Annotated in this window: 19 protein-coding genes; 9 read left to right on the forward strand and 10 right to left on the reverse strand. The window is 72.6% G+C overall.

Features of this window, described 5'->3' with window-relative positions; all coding sequences use genetic code 11:
* The 4 genes from D2L64_RS16410 to D2L64_RS16425 form a co-directional block, all read left to right on the forward strand.
* Positions 1 to 451: replication initiator (locus D2L64_RS16410; protein ID WP_325049911.1), on the forward strand; the 451-nt coding region annotated here is incomplete at its 5' end.
* Positions 452 to 540: 89 nt separating this feature from the next.
* A complete protein-coding gene (locus D2L64_RS16415) occupies positions 541 to 744 on the forward strand; it encodes a hypothetical protein (protein ID WP_119577487.1) in 204 nt (67 codons plus the stop codon).
* Positions 741 to 935, forward strand: coding sequence for a helix-turn-helix domain-containing protein (locus D2L64_RS16420; RefSeq protein ID WP_119577489.1), 195 nt, complete (start codon positions 741 to 743; stop codon positions 933 to 935). The genes D2L64_RS16415 and D2L64_RS16420 overlap by 4 nt, the downstream gene beginning before the upstream one ends.
* 91 nt (positions 936 to 1,026) lie before the next feature.
* A complete protein-coding gene (locus D2L64_RS16425; RefSeq protein WP_407663122.1) occupies positions 1,027 to 2,175 on the forward strand; it encodes a tyrosine-type recombinase/integrase in 1,149 nt (382 codons plus the stop codon).
* A gap of 57 nt (positions 2,176 to 2,232) precedes the next feature.
* Here the strand turns inward: D2L64_RS16425 and D2L64_RS16430 are convergent, their stop codons facing one another.
* From D2L64_RS16430 to D2L64_RS16440, 3 genes are all read right to left on the reverse strand, one after another.
* A complete protein-coding gene (locus D2L64_RS16430) occupies positions 2,233 to 2,487 on the reverse strand; it encodes a Smr/MutS family protein (RefSeq protein WP_119577493.1) in 255 nt (84 codons plus the stop codon).
* A gap of 124 nt (positions 2,488 to 2,611) precedes the next feature.
* Entirely contained in the window at positions 2,612 to 2,980 is a 369-nt protein-coding gene (locus D2L64_RS16435; protein ID WP_119577495.1) for a tetratricopeptide repeat protein, read from the reverse strand.
* A 105-nt stretch (positions 2,981 to 3,085) separates the two neighbouring features.
* On the reverse strand, positions 3,086 to 3,838 hold the full coding sequence (locus tag D2L64_RS16440; RefSeq protein ID WP_119577497.1) for an ROK family protein: 753 nt from the start codon (positions 3,836 to 3,838) through the stop codon (positions 3,086 to 3,088).
* Between the two features lie 91 nt (positions 3,839 to 3,929).
* On the opposite strand from D2L64_RS16440, the gene D2L64_RS16445 reads away from it, so the two are divergent.
* The 3 genes from D2L64_RS16445 (at position 3,930) to D2L64_RS16455 (ending at position 7,134) form a co-directional block, all read left to right on the forward strand.
* Positions 3,930 to 5,567, forward strand: a complete 1,638-nt coding sequence (locus D2L64_RS16445; protein WP_119577499.1) for an ABC-F family ATP-binding cassette domain-containing protein — start codon at positions 3,930 to 3,932, stop codon at positions 5,565 to 5,567.
* Between the two features lie 80 nt (positions 5,568 to 5,647).
* Entirely contained in the window at positions 5,648 to 6,373 is a 726-nt protein-coding gene (locus D2L64_RS16450) for a methyltransferase domain-containing protein (protein ID WP_119577501.1), read from the forward strand.
* Positions 6,374 to 6,597: 224 nt separating this feature from the next.
* Complete coding sequence (locus D2L64_RS16455) at positions 6,598 to 7,134, forward strand: phospholipase (protein ID WP_119577503.1); 537 nt, start codon at positions 6,598 to 6,600, stop codon at positions 7,132 to 7,134.
* Positions 7,135 to 7,191: 57 nt separating this feature from the next.
* Here D2L64_RS16455 and D2L64_RS16460 read toward each other — a convergent pair whose 3' ends face one another.
* On the reverse strand, positions 7,192 to 10,023 hold the full coding sequence (locus tag D2L64_RS16460; protein ID WP_119577505.1) for an ATP-binding protein: 2,832 nt from the start codon (positions 10,021 to 10,023) through the stop codon (positions 7,192 to 7,194).
* 172 nt (positions 10,024 to 10,195) lie between these two features.
* Positions 10,196 to 10,417 (reverse strand): FmdB family zinc ribbon protein, encoded by a 222-nt coding sequence (locus D2L64_RS16465; RefSeq protein ID WP_119577507.1) that lies wholly within the window; start codon positions 10,415 to 10,417, stop codon positions 10,196 to 10,198.
* A 38-nt stretch (positions 10,418 to 10,455) separates the two neighbouring features.
* Between D2L64_RS16465 and D2L64_RS16470 the strand changes: the two genes are divergently transcribed.
* Complete coding sequence (locus D2L64_RS16470; RefSeq protein WP_407663117.1) at positions 10,456 to 11,829, forward strand: lytic transglycosylase domain-containing protein; 1,374 nt, start codon at positions 10,456 to 10,458, stop codon at positions 11,827 to 11,829.
* 72 nt (positions 11,830 to 11,901) lie between these two features.
* Positions 11,902 to 12,918: a GNAT family N-acetyltransferase gene (locus tag D2L64_RS16475; protein WP_119577511.1), complete on the forward strand. Its 1,017-nt coding sequence runs from the start codon at positions 11,902 to 11,904 to the stop codon at positions 12,916 to 12,918.
* A 112-nt stretch (positions 12,919 to 13,030) separates the two neighbouring features.
* On the opposite strand, the gene hemB is transcribed toward D2L64_RS16475, so the two are convergent.
* The 5 genes from hemB to D2L64_RS16500 are packed head-to-tail and all read right to left on the reverse strand — an operon-like array spanning position 13,031 to position 18,706.
* Complete coding sequence (gene hemB, locus D2L64_RS16480) at positions 13,031 to 14,014, reverse strand: porphobilinogen synthase (protein ID WP_119577513.1); 984 nt, start codon at positions 14,012 to 14,014, stop codon at positions 13,031 to 13,033.
* Between the two features lie 18 nt (positions 14,015 to 14,032).
* Entirely contained in the window at positions 14,033 to 15,613 is a 1,581-nt protein-coding gene (locus tag D2L64_RS16485; RefSeq protein WP_119577515.1) for a bifunctional uroporphyrinogen-III C-methyltransferase/uroporphyrinogen-III synthase, read from the reverse strand.
* Positions 15,610 to 16,614, reverse strand: a complete 1,005-nt coding sequence (gene hemC, locus D2L64_RS16490; RefSeq protein WP_119577517.1) for a hydroxymethylbilane synthase — start codon at positions 16,612 to 16,614, stop codon at positions 15,610 to 15,612. Before hemC ends, D2L64_RS16485 begins: the two co-directional genes overlap by 4 nt.
* Positions 16,611 to 17,939 carry a glutamyl-tRNA reductase gene (locus D2L64_RS16495; protein WP_119577519.1) on the reverse strand — a complete coding sequence of 443 codons (1,329 nt, stop codon included), beginning with the start codon at positions 17,937 to 17,939 and terminating at the stop codon, positions 16,611 to 16,613. The genes hemC and D2L64_RS16495 overlap by 4 nt, the downstream gene beginning before the upstream one ends.
* Complete coding sequence (locus tag D2L64_RS16500) at positions 17,936 to 18,706, reverse strand: redox-sensing transcriptional repressor Rex (protein WP_119577721.1); 771 nt, start codon at positions 18,704 to 18,706, stop codon at positions 17,936 to 17,938. The genes D2L64_RS16495 and D2L64_RS16500 overlap by 4 nt, the downstream gene beginning before the upstream one ends.
* Positions 18,707 to 18,974: the final 268 nt, after the last annotated feature.

Consider the following 18,974-nt stretch of genomic DNA (forward strand, 5'->3'; position numbering starts at 1 on the left):
CACCGGCCTCAACCTGCGCCGCGTCGACGACCTGTCCGTGGAAATCCACGGCGACCCGTCCACCCACCTCGGCCGGCTCATCCGCGCCTGCTGGGACCTCGGCGAACACCCCGACTACCAGCGGCTACGCCGGTGGGCACACCAGTTCGGCTACGGCGGCCACATCACCACCAAAAGCCGCGCCTTCTCCGTCACCCTCGGCTTCCTGCGTCATCAGCGCACCATCTGGCGACGCACCGAAGGTCACCCCCACACCTGGGACGACGAACAGGCCGAACGGGTCATCTACGAACTCGGCTACCAAGCCACCGGCTGGATCACCACCGGAGACGCCCTCCTCGCCAACACCGCCGCCGCCCTCGCCCGCGCCCGACACCAAGCCGGACTCGACGCCCTGGCCGACGAGCATGCGGACCACCACCGGACCGCCGCCCAACCCCTGGCCGCTTGACACGTACGTGTCAACGACCCGTGAACCCGTTCCTTGACAACTCCACAGCGACACGCCAAACCAACCGGCCAACCGGAAGGAGCCTCGCTATGCCCACCCGTCCCCGACCGCTGATCGCGGTCAGGCTCATCGGTCCGACGGCCACCGTCAAGTCCCACGCCGTCACCATCGCCGCCCAGCTCGTCGCGCACTTCGGCCGCGAGCGGGTCACCTGCCGCACCAGCACCCGCCCCGCCGGCTACAGCGGCGAAAGCCGCACCTACATCACCCTCACCAGGAAGGAGCCCCGATGACCCCACCCGCCACCCCGGAACCGCTCTGGGAAATCGAAGACGTATCCGCCTACCTGCGGGTGCCCGTCCAGACCCTCTACCAGTGGCGCAAACGCAAGTACGGCCCACCCGCCGCCCGCGTCGGCCGGCACCTGCGCTACGACCCTGACGGGGTACGCGCCTGGTTCACCGATCAGTCCAAGGCGGCCTGACATGGCCCACATCGTTGACCGCTGGTACCGCAGCGTCGTCGGCCCCGACGGCAAAACCCGGCAAGAACCCAAGCCGGAATGCGGACAGGGAATGCGCTATCGCGTCCGGTACATCGCCCCGGACGGGAAGGAGAAATCGCAGTCCTTCCCCGACAGGAAGAAACGCGAGGCACAGGCGTTCCTCGCCAACGTCCAAGCCGACATCCTCAAGGGAACCTACGTCGATCCCGACGCCGGCCGCACCACCTTCAAGCAGTACGCCGACGAATGGCTCGCCGCCGCGACCACCGATTTACTGACCCGCGACCGCATCGAGTACGAACTTCGCCTGCACGTCTACCCGGTGCTCGGTCATAAGCCGATGGCCTCGATCCAACCCGCCACCATCAGGGAATGGGCACGCCGGATACAGGAGTCCGGCTTGTCGGTCGGTTACCGTCGGGTCCTCTTCACGGACGTGTCGATGATTTTCAACGCGGCCGTTGATGACCGAAAGATCATCAGCAATCCGTTCTCGGCCAAGAGCATCCGCCGGCCCAAACCCGCCCCCACCAAAGTGGTGCCGTGGTCCGTCGACCGCCTGGCCGCGTTCCGCGAGAACATGCCCTGCCGGTATCGGGTGGCGGTGGACCTGGGCGCGGGTTGCGGCCTACGGCAGGGCGAGATATTCGCTACCAGCCCCGGTGACCTGGACGAGACCCGTCCCGTTCTGCACGTCACTCGTCAGATCAAGCTCGTGCGCGGCGTGCTGATCTTCGCGCCGCCAAAGGGCGGCAAGTCCCGCGAGGTTCCCCTACCGGCCTCGGTCGCCGGCCGGCTCCGGCAACACGCTCAGGACTGCCCACCCATCGCGGTGACGCTGCCCTGGGGCACCCTGAACGGCGAGCCACGAACTGTCGAGCTGTACCTGACGAACCCCGCCGGTACGGCGCTCACCCGCTCGATGTTCAACTCCGGCGTCTGGAAGCCCACGATCCGGGCCACGGGCATCCCCGACGACCGGCACAACGGGATGCACGTACTCCGGCACACCTACGCCTCGGTCCTCCTGGACGCCGGAGAGAGCATCAAAGCCCTATCGGCCTACCTGGGCCACGCCGACCCCGGATTCACCCTCCGGACCTACACCCACCTGCTGCCGACCAGCGAGGACCGCACCCGGCGCGCCATCGACACGGCATTCGGTCAGGACCAGGCCGACGACGACCCAGCAGCCGGAGACGGCCTGGAAACGGCATGATCATGGTTCAGCGACCCTGCGAACGCCCGGAAGCACAGGTCAAGGGCACTTTCGTCACTACTTCCAGCGGAAGTGGACGAAGAGGCGGCCGAAGTTCTTGGAGTCCTTCTCGACCCGGTGGTAGAGCTGCTTGACGTCCTTCTGGTCGAGGAAGCGCAGGACACGCTTCTTCAGCTGGCCGGAACCCTTGCCGGGGATGATCTCGACGAGGGTGGCCTTCTTCGCCACCGCCTCGTCCATGATGTTGCGCAGCGCCCGGTCGATGTCGTGGCCCTTGTTGAAGATGTCGTGCAGGTCCAGCTTCAGCTTCATGCCACGTCCACCGTCCGGTCGGCTGCCATCCGGCAATGGTAGGCAGGCGGGGCGCCGGGCTGCGCCGGAGACGGCGAGGGGCGGCCCGCTGCCGGGTCGCCCCTCGCCGTTGCTCGCGTTGCCGTCAGCGACCGCCGCCGACCCGGGTCTCGACCCGGCGCAGGGCGCTCGCGTAGTCGTCGTTCGCCGCGTGCATGGCCGCCGCGATGCGCAGGTGGCGCAGCGCGTCCGGATACCGGTTGAGCCGCTCCAGCGTCCGGCCCAGCACGTGGTGGGCGTAGTGGTCGCTGGGGTTGCGGTCGACCAGTTCCCGCAGCTGCTCCTCGGCGCGGCCGAGCTGGGCGGACTGGAAGTACGCCCGGGCCAGCAGCTGCCGGACGGAGGCGTTGTCCGGCTCGGCCTCGACGATCGGTTCGAGCAGGCGGGCCGCGCCGCTCGGGTCACCGGACTCGAAGAACAGGTTCGCCCGGCGGTACTCGGCCAGAAGATCCATTCTGCCCACCCCCTTCGTGTCGCACCACTGTCCCGACGCTGGCACAACACCGGCCGTACCGCGACTGTTCCCGGGCCTGGCCCGACGGTCGACCGGGGCCCTTCCTCACACGACGGCGAGATCCCAGGCGCGGACGCCGCCGACGATCCCGGCGCTGTTGGGCACCACGACCACGTCGTCGCCCATCCGGGCCAGCTGTTCGGGGCGGATCAGCCGGGAGTTGCCGCCACCCAGGTAGAGCCGGTCCCAGCGGAACACCGGCCGCAGCCCCTCCACCACCTGCCGGATCCGCCGGGACCAGAACGCGTCACCCAGCCGGCGACGTTCCGGTTCGCCGACGTACGTGTCGTAGGTGCTGCCCCAGCGCACCGGGGCGTGGGACAACTCCAGGTGCGGGGCGAGCACGCCGCCGTCGAAGAGCGCGCTGCCCAGCCCGGTGCCGAGGGTCAGCACCAGCTCACAGCCGGTGCCGGCGACCACCCCGGCGCCGTGCACCTCGGCGTCGTTGAGCACCAGCGTCGGCAGCCCGAACGCGGCGCTCAGGGCGGTCCGCGCGTCGTAGCCGGACCACTGGGCGAGCAGCACCGGGTCGACCCGGCTGCGCGGGCCGGAGCGGGTCACGTAGTGCGGGGTGGCCACCACCACGCCGTGCCGGATCATGCCCGGCATCCCCACCGTCACCCGGTCGGCGGCGGGTAGCCGGGCCCCCAGGTCGAGCAGGGTCTCGACGAACAGTTCCGGCGCCAACGGGTACGGCGTGGGCACCCGCAGCGGCTGGGCCCGCATGGTGCCGGCCCCGTCGAGGACGGAGGCCTTGATCCCGCCGCCACCGCAGTCGATCGCCAGAGTGGTCTGCACAACCGTGAGTCTGCCTCCTGTTCCCCGGCTGGACACGGCGGGTCGCCGCGGACCACTCGCGCTGCTCGTCGGCGGGTAGGCTCGGCTGTTTGTGAGCGCCACGCTGATCGCCAAGGACCTCGCCGCCGGCCACGGGGACCGCACCCTGTTCACCGGGCTGGACCTGGTGGTCGCCCCCGGTGACGTGATCGGCCTGGTCGGGGTCAACGGGGCGGGCAAGTCGACGCTGCTGCGTACCCTCGCCGGGTTGCTGCCGGTGGCGGCCGGCAGCGTCGCGGTGAGCCCGCCCGGCGCGAGCGTCGGGCACCTGCCGCAGGAACCGGAGCGGCGACCCGGCGAGACGGTCCGGGCGTTCCTGACCCGACGCACCGGGGTGACCGCCGCGCAGGCCGCGCTGGACGCCGCCGCCGAGGCGCTGACCGTCGGCGAGCCGGGCGCGGACGACGCCTACGCCGCCGCGTTGGAGAGCTGGCTCGGCCTGGGCGGCGCGGACCTGGACGAACGGGCCGAGGAGGTGACCGCCGAGCTGGGCCTCGCCGTCGACCTCGACCACGAGATGACCGGCCTGTCCGGCGGGCAGGCGGCCCGGGCCGGGCTGGCGTCGCTGCTGCTCAGTCGGTACGACGTGTTCCTGCTCGACGAGCCCACCAACGACCTGGACCTGGCCGGCCTGGAGCGGCTGGAACGGTTCGTCACCGGCCTGCGGGCCGGCACGGTGCTGGTCAGCCACGACCGGGAGTTCCTGGCCCGCACGGTGACCCGGGTGCTGGAACTGGACCTGCACCAGCAGCAGGTGAACCAGTTCGGCGGCGGCTACGCCGCGTACCTGGAGGAGCGGGACGTGGCGCGCCGCCAGGCCCGCGCCGAGTACGAGGAGTACGCCGACACGAGGTCGTCGCTGGAGGAGCGGGCCCGGACCCAGCGGGCCTGGATGGACAAGGGTGTCCGCAACGCCCGGCGCAAGGCCACCGACAGCGACAAGCTGGGACGCAAGTTCCGATCCGAGGCGAGCGAGAAGCAGGCGGCCAAGGCCCGGCAGACCGAGCGGCTGATCGAGCGGTTGGCGGTGGTGGAGGAGCCGCGCAAGGAGTGGGAGCTGCGGATGGAGATCGCCGCCGCGCCCCGCGCCGGCGCCGTCGCGGCCACCCTCCGCGACGCGGTGGTACGCCGGGGCGACTTCACGCTCGGCCCGGTGCACCTGCAGATCGGGTACGCCGACCGGGTGGCGGTGACCGGGCCGAACGGCTCCGGCAAGTCGACGCTGCTGGGCGCCCTGCTGGGCCGCCTGCCGCTGGCCGCCGGCCAGGCCGCGTTGGGGCCCGGTGTGCTGGTCGGCGAGGTGGACCAGGCGCGCGGGTTGTTCCTCGGGGACGGGCCGCTGCTGGACGCCTTCCAGGCCGCCGTACCGGACCTGTCGCCCGCCGACGCACGGACGCTGCTGGCGAAGTTCGGGCTGCGCGCGCAGCACGTGCTGCGCCCGGCCGCGACGCTCTCCCCGGGCGAGCGGACCCGGGCCGCGTTGGCGTTGTTGCAGGGTCGCGGGGTCAACCTGCTGGTGCTGGACGAGCCGACCAACCACCTGGATCTGCCGGCGATCGAGCAACTGGAGTCGGCGCTGGCCGGCTACCCGGGCACCCTGCTGCTGGTGACGCACGATCGGCGGATGCTCGACGCCGTGCGGGTCGACCGGCGGCTCTCGGTGACGGCGGGGCAGGTCACCGAGTCCTGACCGGACGGGCCCGGATTCCGGGGATAAGCGAGGCATAACGGGCACCGGGCCGGGTAACGGGGCGGCCGGAGGTAGCCGAGATGGTCGCATTGGCACACACTCCGCCCTCAGCCGACCGGCTGCGGGCGGTCGACGGGTTCCTGACCGAGGCGTGGGCGGACCAGGTCCGCCACGACGAGCGGCTCCGGTCGCTCGGGGTAGAGGTGCGCTTCGACCGGGGCGTCGCCCACCTGACCGGCGCGGTCGACGACCCGGCGCAGCTGCGGCTGGTACGCGCACAGGTCGGCCGGCTGGCCGGGGTCTTCGGCGTCTGGTGCCGGGTACGGGTCGGCGACCGCGACCCGGTGGTGGTGGACCTCGGCTGTGGCGGGACCAAGCAGTGGCCGGGCAACCTCGGGCTGGACATCTTCCCGGCGCCGGGGGTGGACGCGGTGGCCGACCTGTCCGGCTCGCTGCCGCTGGCGGACGACTCGGTGGACGTGCTGTTCGCGGTGCACATCCTGGAACACCTGATCGACTTCCTGCCGCTGCTGGACGAGTGCCACCGGGTGCTCCGCCCGGGCGGCGTACTGCACGTGATGAGCCCCTGGTGGGGGCACGTGAACGCGGTCGCCGACCCGACCCACGTCCGACTGCTGGACGTACAGACCATCAAGGGTGTCTGCGTCATGCGCCCCCCGGGCACGCCGCGCTGGTACCCGCTGCACGCCGGCACCGACGGCGCGTCGATCTTCGCCGACCTCGCCCCGCTCGGCCCGGACGACGACGGGCCCTCCGCCACCCACCTGGCCCGGTTCTTCGACTAGGGCCCCAGCGACGCTCGCCGGGCCGGCTGCCGCAGCCGGCCCGTGGCGAGCTGGTCACGCCCCGGACGCCGCCCGGCGTCCGGGGCATTCGTCTGTTTCAGCACTGGTCACCAATATTTCTCACCGGTAACACGCACCGAACAAGGCATTGATCGACACTGATGGCACTCCGGTGACTCACCGGTAACCCCCGTCCCACCGCCCACCCCCGCGGAGGTCAACTCGTGCCCAGACGTCTCACCATCCCCCTCGCCTCGGCCGTAATCGCGCTGCTGACCACCCTCGCCGTGGCCACACCCGCCGCGGCTGCGGTGACACCGACGCAGAAGCTCTCCGTGTTGTCCAGCTGGACCCAGACGAGCGCCAGCAGCTACAACGCCTGGAACTCGGCCCGGCAGAACCGGGCGGCCTGGGCGGAGTACAACTTCGACTGGTCCACCGACTACTGCTCGTCCAGCCCGGACAACCCGCTCGGGTTCAGCTTCTCCCTCTCCTGTTTCCGGCACGACTTCGGCTACCGCAACTACAAGGCGGTCGGCCAGTTCAGCGCCAACAAGTCGCGCCTGGACAGCGCCTTCTACGAGGACCTCAAGCGGGTCTGCGCCACCTACAACGCGGTGGTCCGACCGGCCTGCTACAGCCTGGCCTGGACCTACTACCAGGCGGTCGCCATCTTCGGTTCGGTCGCCGCCGTCGACCAGGCCGACATCGACCGGGCCGCCAAGATGAAGGTCGACGCCGAACGCGCCGCCCGGAGCTGACCCCGCGGCGGGGCGCCCGGCCGGGGTCCGGCCGGGCGCCCCGGCACGAGCGAACCGTCAGGCGTGCTCGGTGTGCCGGTCCGCGGCAGCGGTCGACTGGCGGGGAGCCGCCCGGCCGGCCCGAGCCGCGAACCGGGCCGAATCGCCGGCCAGGTCGGGATGCTCCACCCCGAGCGCCAGGGCGACCGCCTCGTCGAGACCCAACTCGGCACCCTCGGCGTACGCCTCGTCGAAGGCGGCGTCGCCAAGCGTCCGCCGCAACGCCGCCTGCTGCTGCGACCAGTACGCGTCGTAGATGCCGGGGGTGGACCGAAGGCCCGCCCGGGTGGCCTGGGCCGCGCCGAACAGCCGGGCCGCCGTCACCGGCTCGTGCCCGCCGGCACACCGCACCGCGATCGCGTTGAGCGTGTCGCAGGCCCGGCCGTGGAAGCCGTGGTTCATCCGGGAACGCAACGCGGCCAGCAGGTGCTCGTGCGCCGCCACCAGGTCGCCCCGGGCCAACGCGACCATGCCGAGCAGCATGTCCACCGAGCGGCGTCCCCGGTCGACCGGCCGGGCCGCCTCGACCGGCCGGGCCGCGCCGAGCAACTCCGCCGCCTCGTCCAGCGCCCCTCGCCGCCACAGCAACTCGGCCAGCCGGAACACCGCGAACTGCGCCTCGGCTTCGACACCCTGGTCGCGGGCCCAGTCTATGACCTCCCGGCAGACCCGCTCGGCCTCGGCGAACTGTCCCATGTCGACCAGCGGGGCGGCCCGACCGGCGAGCACCCGGGCCAGCAGGCCGGCGTCACCGGCCTGCCGGGCCGCCGCCTCCGCCCGCTGCGAGTAGCGCAACTCCTCACCGAACTCACCGTCCGCGCCGGCGTGCAGCGAGTGCAGGTGGTACGCCGCCGCCAACTCGCCCTCCGGGATGACCTCACCGGTCTCGGCGATCCGGCTGTAGAGCCGGAACAGCCACAGTCGGCCCTCCCGGGCCAGCCCGCGTTCCCGCCACCACTGCTCCAGGCCGCCGGCCAGGCGCAGGCCGGTACGCGCGCTGCCCCCCGTCGCGCACCAGCGCAGGGCGGCGCGCAGCTCACCGGCGAGCGGATCCAGCGCGTACAGCGAGAGGGTCACCGGTTGCCCGTCCGGCCCCAGGTGCGCGCGTTCCAGCGCGTGCGCGGACCAGGCCACGTGCCGGTTCCGGGCGGCCTGCTCCTCACCGGCCTCGGCGAGCCGACGGGCCGCGTAGGCGCGGATCGGATCGAGCATCCGGTAGGTGTAGCCCGAGGGGTACGGTTCCGCGAGGACCAGGGACTTGTCCACCAGTACGGAGAGTGGGTCGAGCGGGTCGTCGCCGAGTAGCCACTCCACCGTCCGCAGATCGACCGGGCCGGCGAAGACCGCCAGCCAACGCAGCAGCCGCGCGGCCCGGGGACCGAGGGTCCGGTACGACCAGGTGACCGTGGCCTGCATGGTCAGATGCCGTTCGAGCGCCGAGCGGGACGCCTCCCGGGTCGTCGGATCCGCCGGCACCGGACCGGCCGCCGCGGCGGCGAACAGTCCGCTGCGGCGCTGGTCGTCGACGGCCACCCGGTCGACCGGTGCCGGCGCCCGGTCCTCCCGGCCCGCGTCCAGGGTGCCGAGCACGTCGTCGAGGCGCTCGGCGAGCTGACCGACCGAGAGCACCCGTAGCCGCGCGGCGGCCAGCTCGATGGCCAACGGCAGCCCGTCCAACCGCCGCACCACCCGTCGCAGGTCGGCCGACTCGGCCGAGTCGGGCTGCCGGCCGCCGCGTGCCGCCGCGGTACGGTCCAACAGCAGCGCGACCGCGTCGCTCTCCGTACCGTCCGGTGGCGGGTCGACCGACAACGGCGGGATCCGCCACACCACCTCGCCGGGCAGCACCAGCGGCTCCCGGGTGGTGGCCAGCACCCGCACCCCGACCCCACCGGCGAGCAGCCGGGACACCGCCTCCGCGCAGGCCACCGGCTGGGCGTCGCAGGTGTCGAGCACGATCAACATGCGGCGGCCGGCGGCGTACTCCACAAGCGTGTCGACCATCGGGCGGCCCGGTTCGGGGCGCAGCCCGAGCACCGCGGCGATGGCGAAGGCCACCAGGCCCGGGTCGGTGACCGCGGCGATGTCGACGAACCACACCCCGTCCGGGTACTCCTCCACCAGATCGCCGGCGAGTTCGACGGCCAGCCGCGTCTTGCCACCGCCGCCCGCGCCGAGCACGGTGACCAGCCGGTGCCGGGCCACGAGTTCCCGCAGCTCGGCCCGCTCGGCCTCGCGTCCGACGAACGAGGTGACCTGGACCGGCAGGTTGTGCGCCACCGCGTCGGCGGTACGTGGGCGTGGGAACTGCCGTTCCAGGCCGGGGGCGACGAGCTGGAAGAGACGTTCCCGGTCGTCGAAGCCGCGTAGCCGGTGCAGCCCGAGATCGAGCAGGGACGCGCCGGTCGGGAGCGGATCGGCGTGCCGCGCGGTCGCCGCCGAGCAGAGGATCTGCCCGCCGTGCGCCGCGGCGGCCACCCGGGCGGCCCGGTGCACCTCGGAGCTGGCGTACTCACCGTCGCGCGGCTCCGCCCAGCCGGTGTGCAGGCCCATCCGCACCCGCGGCGCCGCCTCGGGGGTGGGCCACTCGTGCTCACGGAGTGCCCGCTGGGCGGTCAGGCAGGCGGTCAGCGCCGCGCCGGCGTCACCGAAGGCCAGGAAGAACGAGTCGCCCTCGGTGAGCAGCTCCGCGCCCTCGGTGGCCGCGATCGTGCGCCGCAGCAACCGCCGGTGCTCGGCCAGCACCGGCCGGTAGCCGGGACCGAGCAGCTGCGCCAGGCGGGTGGAGCCCTCGATGTCGGTGAACACGAAGGTCACCCAGCCGGCCGGGAGATGCGTCCGTGACGACATGCGTGGAACCTCCCCCTGGCCTCCACTTCATACTTGCCGAAGGCAGATCATCACGCATCGTGAGAACGGTCGGCCGAGGCTCCGCCCCAAGGTGCCATCAAACCCGGCATCCGGGCAAGGTCGCCAGCATTCGTCCCACCACCCGCGACAGTGCCGCGCACCAGCAGGGCGCCTAACAGCCGCAGCCACCGCCGCAGCAGCCCCCACCGCCCGACGGCGCGGGCCGGTCACCGGACGTACCACCACCGCGGCCGGTGACCGCGACGGTGGACAGCAGTTTGACCGTGTCGTCGTGCCCCTGGGGGCAGGCCGCCGGCGCACCGGCGCGGGCCATCGGGCGGTTGACCTCGAAGGTGTCACCGCAGGCGCGGCAACGAAACTCGTACCGGGGCATGTCATCAGGGTACGACCGGACCTGACGCTCGCCGGAAGATGGGTGATACTCGACGGGTGGCAGACGGCGAAGAGCGCATCCCCCTTCGACCCCTCCGGCCGGCCACACCCCGCGCCGGCTCCGACACCACCCTGGACGGGCCGGCCCCCGAACTGCCCCGTCCCCGGCGGCCCTGGCTGGGCCCAGCCAGGCCCGCCACCGAGCCACCCACACCGACACCGGCCGCCGAACCAGCGACCGACAAGACCGACGACCCGGCGGTCGCCCCCAAGACCGACGACCCGGCGGTCGCCCCCAAGACCGACGACCCGGCGGTCGCCGGGGCCGATGCCTCGGCGGCCGACAAAGTGGACGATCCGCCTGCCGGCAAGGCCGACGACACGGCAACCGGCAGGGGCGACGAAACCGGAGCCGGTAAGGACAGCCCGGACGGTACACCGGTCGGCTCCACACCGGAGCCGGCGTCGTCGGGCCCTCGGCGCCGACGGAGGCGCTTCGCGCACGCCATCCCGCTGCCCGGTCCACGCGCCGCGGCCCGGGCGACCCGCGCCTGGTCGCGCCGACCCAGCGGACGGCTCACCGTGCCCGGGGTGTTCCTGCTCGCCCTGGTGGCCGCCACCGCCACCGCCGGTGCGCTGGTGGTACCGGCGACCATCGGCGCGTCGCGGCCGGTCGCCGCCGGTGCGCCCGACGGCGACGGTCTCCCGCCCGCCACCGGTGCGCCGCCGCCCGGCGCCGCACCGCCGCCGGACACGACGCTGCCGCCCGGCGCGACGCCGCCGACCGGGCCCGGCGTGATCACCCCGACCGCGCCCGGTGGTGTCGCACCGGTCGCCGGACGGCCGTCGGACGCGCTCGCCGGCTGGGCCCGCGAGGTCGGCGCCAAGGTCGGCATCGACCCGATCGCGATGCAGGCGTACGGCTACGCCGAACTCGTGCTCGCCGAGACCAACCGGGGCTGCGGCCTGAGCTGGACCACGCTGGCCGCGATCGGTTTCGTCGAGTCCCGACACGGGCAGGCCAACAACGCCCGGCTGGGTCCGGACGGGCGGGCCACCCCGGAGATCATCGGGCTGCCGCTGGACGGCCAGGGCGGCCGGATGCGGATCGCCGACACCGACCGGGGTGAACTGGACGGGGACACCGTCCTCGACCGTGCGGTCGGCCCGATGCAGTTCATCCCGACCACCTGGCAGGAGGTGGGTGCCGACGCGGACAACGACGGTCGCAAGGATCCGCACAACATCCACGACGCCGCCCTCGCCGCCGGCATCTACCTGTGCAAGGGCAACCGCAACCTGACGATCCCGGGTGACTGGTGGAACGCCATCCTGTCGTACAACAACGTCCGCCCGTACGCCCAGGACGTCTTCAACACGGCCAACCGGTACGGACAGGCCAGCCGTACGTGATGTGATCGTCCGCGTACATTGGAGAACTGGACACTTCCCCCAGGCTGCCGTTAAAGGCAAGCTAGACGGGTGATGGTGCGCGAGTGGGACCCCCGGACCGCGTCGTCCGCCGAGATCGCGTCGCTGCTGGAGACGTTGAACGCGGTTCTGGCGGCCGATCTTCCGCAGGATCCGCCATGGCAGGAGGACTGCCTACGGGAGTACCTCGCCGAGGTGATGCCGGGCGAACGCCGGATCGCCTGGGTGGCCCAGGCCGAGCCGGCCGCCGACGGCACCCCCGGGGCGATCCTGGGCCAGGTGCACGTACTGCTGCTCGGCAGCATCGGCGTGCTGGAGGTGCTCGTACACCCGTCCGTCCGCCGTGGCGGGCTCGGCCGCGACCTCGTCCTGCGTGCCGCCCGACGGGTCTACCAGGAGGGCTTCGAGTCGATCGGGGTGGAGGTGGTCGGCGACACCCCGTCCGTCGCCTTCTACGAGTCCCTGGGCTTCACCCGGGAGTACGTCGAGACCCGCAGCGTGCTCGACCTGTCGGGCGTCGACTGGGCCGAACTGGCCGAGATGTCCACCGGTGTCGGGTCGGGCTACCACGTGCAGTTCCACCCGGGTGGGCCGCCGGACGATCTGATCGAGGCGTACGCGCGGGCCAAGGCCGAGATCCGGGACGTCGAGGACGGCGAGCTGCGACCGAGCTCGTACGACCCGCAGCGGCTCCGGGACAGCCTGGACTGCCTGCACCGGCGGGGCATGAAGCCCTACATCGTGCTCGCCCTGCACGAGCAGACCGGCGAGGTGGCCGGCCTGACCGAGGTGGTGGTGCCGGCGCAGCACCCGACCCGGGCCGACCAGTACGACACCATCGTGGTGCAGGATCACCGCGGCTACGGCATCGACCGGGCGATCAAGGCCCGGATGCTGTTGGAGCTGCGCTCGGCCGAGCCGCAACTGACCGAGGTGCAGACCTGGAACGCGCAGGCCAACGAGGCGATGCTCAAGGTCAACGCAGAGCTGGGCTACCTACCCGACCGGGAGTGGTGCGAGTACAGCGTGGACGTGGCGGAGTTGGTCCATCGCCTGGACAGCTCCCGCTGACGCACCGGCGGTCAGTAACGCCAGGTCCGCGGATCCGGTGGCGGGTCGAGAATCAGGTTCAGGTGGGCCGGGTAGCGGCACTCCGCGCGCGACGTGCGGTGTGTGACGTGGGTCAGTAGCGCTGCCGGAGGAGGTGGGCGGCCTCCACGGCCCAGTAGGTGAGGATGATCTGGGCACCCGCCCGGCGGATCGAGGTGAGCGTCTCCAGCATCACCCGCTCCCGGTCGATCCAGCCGTTCGCGGCGGCCGCCTCGACCATCGCGTACTCGCCGGAGACCTGGTATGCGGCGACCGGTACGTTCACCGCGGCCCGGACCGCCGCGACCACGTCGAGGTACGGCAGGGCCGGCTTGACCATCACCATGTCCGCGCCCTCGGCCACGTCCAGCTCGACCTCGCGCAGTGACTCGCGCAGGTTGGTCGGATCCTGCTGATAGGTGCGCCGGTCGCCCTCCAGGGCGGACTCGACCGCGTCACGGAACGGGCCGTAGAACGCCGAGGCGTACTTCGCGGCGTACGCCAGCACCGCCACGTCGGTGTGCCCGGCCGCGTCGAGCGCCCGGCGTACCACGCCGACCTGGCCGTCCATCATCCCGGACGGACCCACCACCGCCACCCCGGCGTCGGCCTGGGCGACCGCCATCTCGGCGTACGCGGCGAGGGTGGCGTCGTTGTCCACCGCACCGTCCGGCGTGACCAGCCCGCAGTGCCCGTGCGAGGTGAACTCGTCCAGGCAGAGGTCGCTCATCACCACGGTGGCGTCGCCGACCTCGGAGACCACGTCCCGGATCGCCACGTTGAGGATGCCGTCCGGGTCGATGCCGCCGGAGCCGTACTCGTCCCGGGTGGCCGGAACCCCGAACAGCATGATGCCGCCGACGCCGGCCTGCACCGCCTCCACCGCGGCCTTGCGCAGCGAGTCACGCGAGTGCTGGAGCACCCCGGGCAGCGAGCCGATGGCGCGCGGCTCGGTCAGCCCCTCCTTGACGAACATCGGCACGACCAGTTCGGCCGGGTCGATGCGGGTCTCGGCGACCAGCCGCCGCACGGCCGCGGTGCGGCGCAGCCGGCGGGGCCGCATCTCCGGGTACGGCACGGGAGTCCTCCCTAACGACTAGCGGAACCTCAGCGCGGTCGGCCCCTGCACCTTCGAACCACGGCGCTGCTTCGCCGGCATCGCGGCGAGCTTCTCCCGCAGCTCGACGGCGTAGCCGGCGAGCGCCTCCACCAGGTCGGGTACCGAGGCGTGCGGCGGCTGGACGTCGACCCGCAGGCCGAACTCCGTCGCGGTCTCCGCCGTCTTGGGCCCGATGACAGCAACAACGGTACGCGCGTGCGGCTTCCCGGCGATACCGACCAGGTTCCGGACGGTGGAGGACGAGGTGAACAGCACCGCGTCGAACCCGCCCGACTTGATCGCGTCGCGGATCTCGGCGGGCGGCGGGGCAGCCCGGACGGTCCGGTAGGCGGTCACGTCGTCGACCTCCCAACCGCGCTCGGTGAGCCCGGCGGCGAGCGTCTCGGTGGCGATGTCGGCCCGCGGCAGCAGCACCCGACCGACCGGGTCGAGCACCTCGTCGTGCGGCGAGAACTCGGCCAGCAGGCCCTCGGACGACTGCTCACCGGCGGGGATCAGCTCCGGCTGGATGCCGAAGGCGCGGACCGCGTCCGCGGTGGCCTCACCGATGCAGGCGATCTTCACGCCGCCGAAGTGCCGGGCGTCCAGGCCGTGCTCGGCGAACTTCTCCCAGACCGCGCGTACCGCGTTCACCGAGGTGAAGATCACCCAGGCGTACCGGCCGTCGACCAGGCCCTTGACCGCCCGCTCCATCTGCGCCGGGGTACGCGGCGGCTCCACCGCGATGGTCGGCACCTCGCACGGAATCGCCCCGTACGCGCGCAGCCGGGCACTCATCGCACCGGCCTGCTCCTTGGTCCGGGGCACCAGCACCTTCCAGCCGTACAGCGGGCGGTTCTCCCACCAGCTGAGGTTGTCCCGCTGGCCCACGCCGTTGCCGACGGTCAGCACCACCCGGCCGGTGAAGCCGAGCGCCGCCGCGACGAACGAGTCCACGCTCGACGTGGTGGTGTACTGCGTCTCACCGGTGCCGTCCCCGGTCACCCCCACGTCGGTGGTGCCGTCGGCCCCGGCGGCGAGCAGCCCGTCCCGGATCGCGGCCAGATCACCGGCGTCCACGGCCAGCGCCAGCGAACCGCGCTGCACCGCGGCGGCGAGGGCGTCGAAGTCCAGGGTGCTGACGTCCTCGACGTCGGCGGCGGTACGTACGCCGGGCAGCGGCACGCCCGCGTAGGTGGCCACGCCCTCGGCCTGGCCGACCCCGGGCACCACCTCGAAGTGCGCGGCCGTACGCGCCACCGCCTGCACCTCCTTGACCACCGAGTCGTGCCCGAACGGGTCGCCGGCCACCAGGTGCACCGCGTTCTGCCCGGACCGGGCGGCCGAGATCAGCACCTTCGCCACGTCGCCCGGGGCGCCCTCGGCCGGGCTGAACTGGGTGTCTTCCTTGGCCTCGGCCCGGACGGCGTCGAGCAGCGACTCGGGGACTCCCCGGTCGTACACGACCTGGTCGGCGTCGACCAGGGCGTCGTGCGCCCGGCGGGTCAGCAGGCCCGGGTCGCCGGGTCCAGCCCCGACGAACGCGATCCGGCCTACGGGCTTACGGGTGCGGGTCATACTGTGCTCCCAAATTGCTGGGTCCCCGGGCCGTCGTGTCCTTGCGGGCCGAGGATCGAGTCGGCGCCGAGTTCGAGGAGTTCGGCGGCGAGTGCCTTACCGATCTCCGCCGCGTCGGCGGGCGTACCGGTGCGGGACAGCCGGACCTCGCGGCTACCGTCCGGGCTGATCACCGCCCCGCGCAGGTAGATCTCCTGGACAACATCGCCCTCGGCGCCGGAGCCGGTTGGCTCGCCTTCGGCGACGACGGCATAGGCGGCGACCGGTGCGGAGCAGCCGGCCTCCAGGGTGGCGAGCATCGCCCGCTCCGCGATGACCGCGGCGCGCGACGGTGCGTGGTCGAGCGTGGCGAGCAGTTCGACCATCTCGGGGTCGTCGGCCCGGCACTCCACCGCCAGCGCGCCCTGGGCGGGCGCCGGCAGCATCAGCATCGGGTCGAGCGTCTCGGTGATCGCGTCCGTCCGGTCGATGCGGGCCAGGCCCGCCCGGGCCAGGACGACGGCGTCCAGGTCGGCCTCCGGGCCGAGCACCCGGGCCAGCCGGGTGTCGATGTTGCCCCGGATCGGAGTGACCGACAGTTGCAGACCCAGCGCGTGCAGCTGGGCGATCCGGCGCAGCGCGCCGGTGCCGACCGTCGCCCCGGGAGCGAGTTCGGCCAACGTCTTGCCGTCCCGGGCGACGAGCGCGTCGCGCGGGTCCTGCCGCGGCGGCACCGCGGCGATGTGCAGTCCGGCCGCGGGCGCGGTCGGCAGGTCCTTGTACGAGTGGACCGCGAAGTCGATCGTCCCCGCGATCAGTGCGTCGCGCAGCGCGGAGACGAAGACGCCGACCCCGAGCCGGTGTACCGGCGCGCTGGACCGGTCACCGGCGGTGACCACCTCGACCAGCTCGACCGGGCGCCCGGTGCGGGCGGTCAGGGTCTCGGCGACCTGCCCTGACTGGGCCATCGCCAGTTTGCTGCCGCGGGTGCCGAGGCGCACCGCTCGCTGCCGCTCGCTCATCGCTCACTTCCGGTGGTCGGCGTGATGTCGGGAACGTTGTCCACCGGTGAGGTCTGCGGAACCTCCAGGTCGAACAGTTCGCGCAGCAGCGCCGCGTACTGGTCGCCGCCGGGTTCGGCGGCGAGTTGGCGGACCCGCACGGTCGGTTGGTGCAGCAGCCGCTGGACCACCCGGTGCACGGTACGGGCCACCTCGGCGCGCTGGTCGTCGGTGAGGTCGGGGCGGCGCTGGGCGAGTCGGCGCAGCTCAGTGCCGACCACGTCGCCGGCCCGTCCACGCAGGGCGGCCACGGTCGGTGCCACGTCGGCGCCGCGCAGCCAGGTGAGGAAGGACTCGACCTCGGCTGCCACGATCCGCTCGACGGCGGCGGCGTCGGTGGCGGCCGGGCCATCGGCCAGCAGCGCCGCCATCCGGTCGATGTCGATCACCTCGACGCCGGGCAGTTCGGTCACGCCGGGCCCGACGTCGCGGGGTACGGCCAGGTCGAGCAGGACCAGTGGTCCGCGGTCCTGGTCGCGGCCGGCCACCGCGTCGGCGACGACCGCGCGGGTGAGGACCGGCTCGGTGGCGGCGGTGGCGGCCACTACGATGTCCACCGTGGAAAGCGTGTCGGTCAGCTCGGCCATCGGCCGCGCGCCGGCGCCGTACGCCTCGGCCAGCCGCACGGCCCGGTCGTCGCTCCGGTTGGTGACGGTCAGCGGACCGGCGCCGAGCCGGGACAGCGTCGCCACGCCCAGCGAGCCCATCGCACCGGCGCCCACCACCAGTGCGGGCCGACCGGCCAGCTCGCCGCCGAGGTGGTCGGCGGCCAACCCCAGCGCGGCGGTGACCACGCTCTGGCCGGCCCGGTCGATGCCGGTCTCGGAGTGGGCCCGCTTGCCCACCCGCAGCGCCTGCTGCATCAGCTCGTGCAGCAGCCGCCCGGCGGTGTCCGCCCCGCTCGCCCAGTGGTAGGCGTCGCGGAGTTGGCCGAGGATCTGTGCCTCGCCGATCACCATCGAGTCGAGTCCGGCGGCGACCCGGAACACGTGGCCCACCGCGGCGGAGTCGAAGTGCACGTAGAGGTGGTTGGCCAGCGCCGCCGGCTGGCAGCCGGCCTGTTCGGCGAGGACGGCGCAGATGTCGCCGAGGCCGCCGTGGAAGCCGGAGACCGCCGCGTAGACCTCCACCCGGTTGCAGGTGGAGACCAGTACGGCCTCACTGACGTACGGCTGCGCGACCAGGCGGTCCAGGGTGCGGGCGAGGTCGTTCGGGGCGACCGCGAGCCGTTCCAGGGTGGCGACCGGCGCAGTGCGGTACGACGCGCCCACGACGAGGAGCTTCACGTGCCGATCGCCTCCTGGCTCTCGGTGACCGCGAGACCGCCCGGCAGGGCGGTGAGGGCGGACCCACCGGTGGTGGGCAGCGCGGTCAGGGACGCCTTGCGGTGCTCGTGGAAGGACAGGATCTGCAGCTCGATGGCGAGGTCGACCTTGCGCACGTCGACCCCGTCCGGGACCGAGAGTACGCACGGCGCGAAGTTCAGGATGCTCGTCACGCCGACGGCCACGAGCTGGTCGGCAACCGCCTGCGCGGCGGTGGCGGGGGTGGCGATGACCCCGATCGCGATCGACTCCTCGGCGGCCACCCGGGGCAGCTCGTCGACGTGCTGGACGGTCATCCCGTTGATCTCCTCGCCGACCCGCGCCGGGTCGGCGTCGAGCAGGGCGGCGATCCGGAAACCACGGCTGACGAAGCCGTCGTAGCCGGCCAGGGCGTGACCGAGGTTACCCACCCCGACCAGGGCGACGGCCCGACGCTGGGTGAGGCCGAGCACGTACTCGATCTGGTCGATCAGCAGGCCGACGTCGTACCCGACGCCACGGGTGCCGTACGAGCCGAGGTGGGAGAGATCCTTGCGGAGCTTCGCGGAGTTCACCCCGGCGGCGTTGGCCAGCCCCTCGCTGGAGATCGTCTCGTGGCCGGTTTCGGCGAGATTGTGCAGCGCACGGAGGTACTCGGGGAGCCGGGCCACCGTCGCCTCGGGCAGGTCCGGGAGCGCCGGTACGGCACCGGCGCGGCCGGGCGCGCCAGGGTGACGGTGCTGACTCATGAGACTCCGTGCGGTGCGATCCTCGACCAACTCCACCGGCCGGCCGTTTGGGGACTCCCGCTGGCGACCGGAATTGCCGGCTGTGCTAGCAGGGCGCGTCGGAATTACAGAGTAGGCGCTTGTGAAGACGTGCACAAATCGCGATCTTGTCGGCCCACCCCCCGCCCTCACCAGCCCCTCCAACCAACAAGATCGACCGGCACCCCATCCCGACCACCGCGCGATTATTGCTCAATCCCGACTTCTCTGACCAATCACACGCAGCGGC

This window comes from Micromonospora radicis (assembly GCF_003583405.1).
GTDB classification, from domain to species: domain Bacteria; phylum Actinomycetota; class Actinomycetes; order Mycobacteriales; family Micromonosporaceae; genus Micromonospora; species Micromonospora radicis.

Bases quoted from the DNA above. Each gene is read 5' to 3' on its own strand.
- D2L64_RS16415 (WP_119577487.1), top strand. From the start codon at position 541: ATGCCCACCCGTCCCCGACCGCTGATCGCGGTCAGGCTCATCGGTCCG.
- D2L64_RS16420 (WP_119577489.1), top strand. From the start codon at position 741: ATGACCCCACCCGCCACCCCGGAACCGCTCTGGGAAATCGAAGACGTA.
- D2L64_RS16425 (WP_407663122.1), top strand. From the start codon at position 1,027: ATGCGCTATCGCGTCCGGTACATCGCCCCGGACGGGAAGGAGAAATCG.
- D2L64_RS16430 (WP_119577493.1), bottom strand. From the start codon at position 2,487: ATGAAGCTGAAGCTGGACCTGCACGACATCTTCAACAAGGGCCACGAC.
- D2L64_RS16435 (WP_119577495.1), bottom strand. From the start codon at position 2,980: ATGGATCTTCTGGCCGAGTACCGCCGGGCGAACCTGTTCTTCGAGTCC.
- D2L64_RS16450 (WP_119577501.1), top strand. From the start codon at position 5,648: ATGGTCGCATTGGCACACACTCCGCCCTCAGCCGACCGGCTGCGGGCG.
- D2L64_RS16460 (WP_119577505.1), bottom strand. From the start codon at position 10,023: ATGTCGTCACGGACGCATCTCCCGGCCGGCTGGGTGACCTTCGTGTTC.
- D2L64_RS16465 (WP_119577507.1), bottom strand. From the start codon at position 10,417: ATGCCCCGGTACGAGTTTCGTTGCCGCGCCTGCGGTGACACCTTCGAG.
- D2L64_RS16470 (WP_407663117.1), top strand. From the start codon at position 10,456: ATGGGTGATACTCGACGGGTGGCAGACGGCGAAGAGCGCATCCCCCTT.
- D2L64_RS16475 (WP_119577511.1), top strand. From the start codon at position 11,902: ATGGTGCGCGAGTGGGACCCCCGGACCGCGTCGTCCGCCGAGATCGCG.
- D2L64_RS16485 (WP_119577515.1), bottom strand. From the start codon at position 15,613: ATGACCCGCACCCGTAAGCCCGTAGGCCGGATCGCGTTCGTCGGGGCT.
- hemC (WP_119577517.1), bottom strand. From the start codon at position 16,614: ATGAGCGAGCGGCAGCGAGCGGTGCGCCTCGGCACCCGCGGCAGCAAA.
- D2L64_RS16500 (WP_119577721.1), bottom strand. From the start codon at position 18,706: ATGAGTCAGCACCGTCACCCTGGCGCGCCCGGCCGCGCCGGTGCCGTA.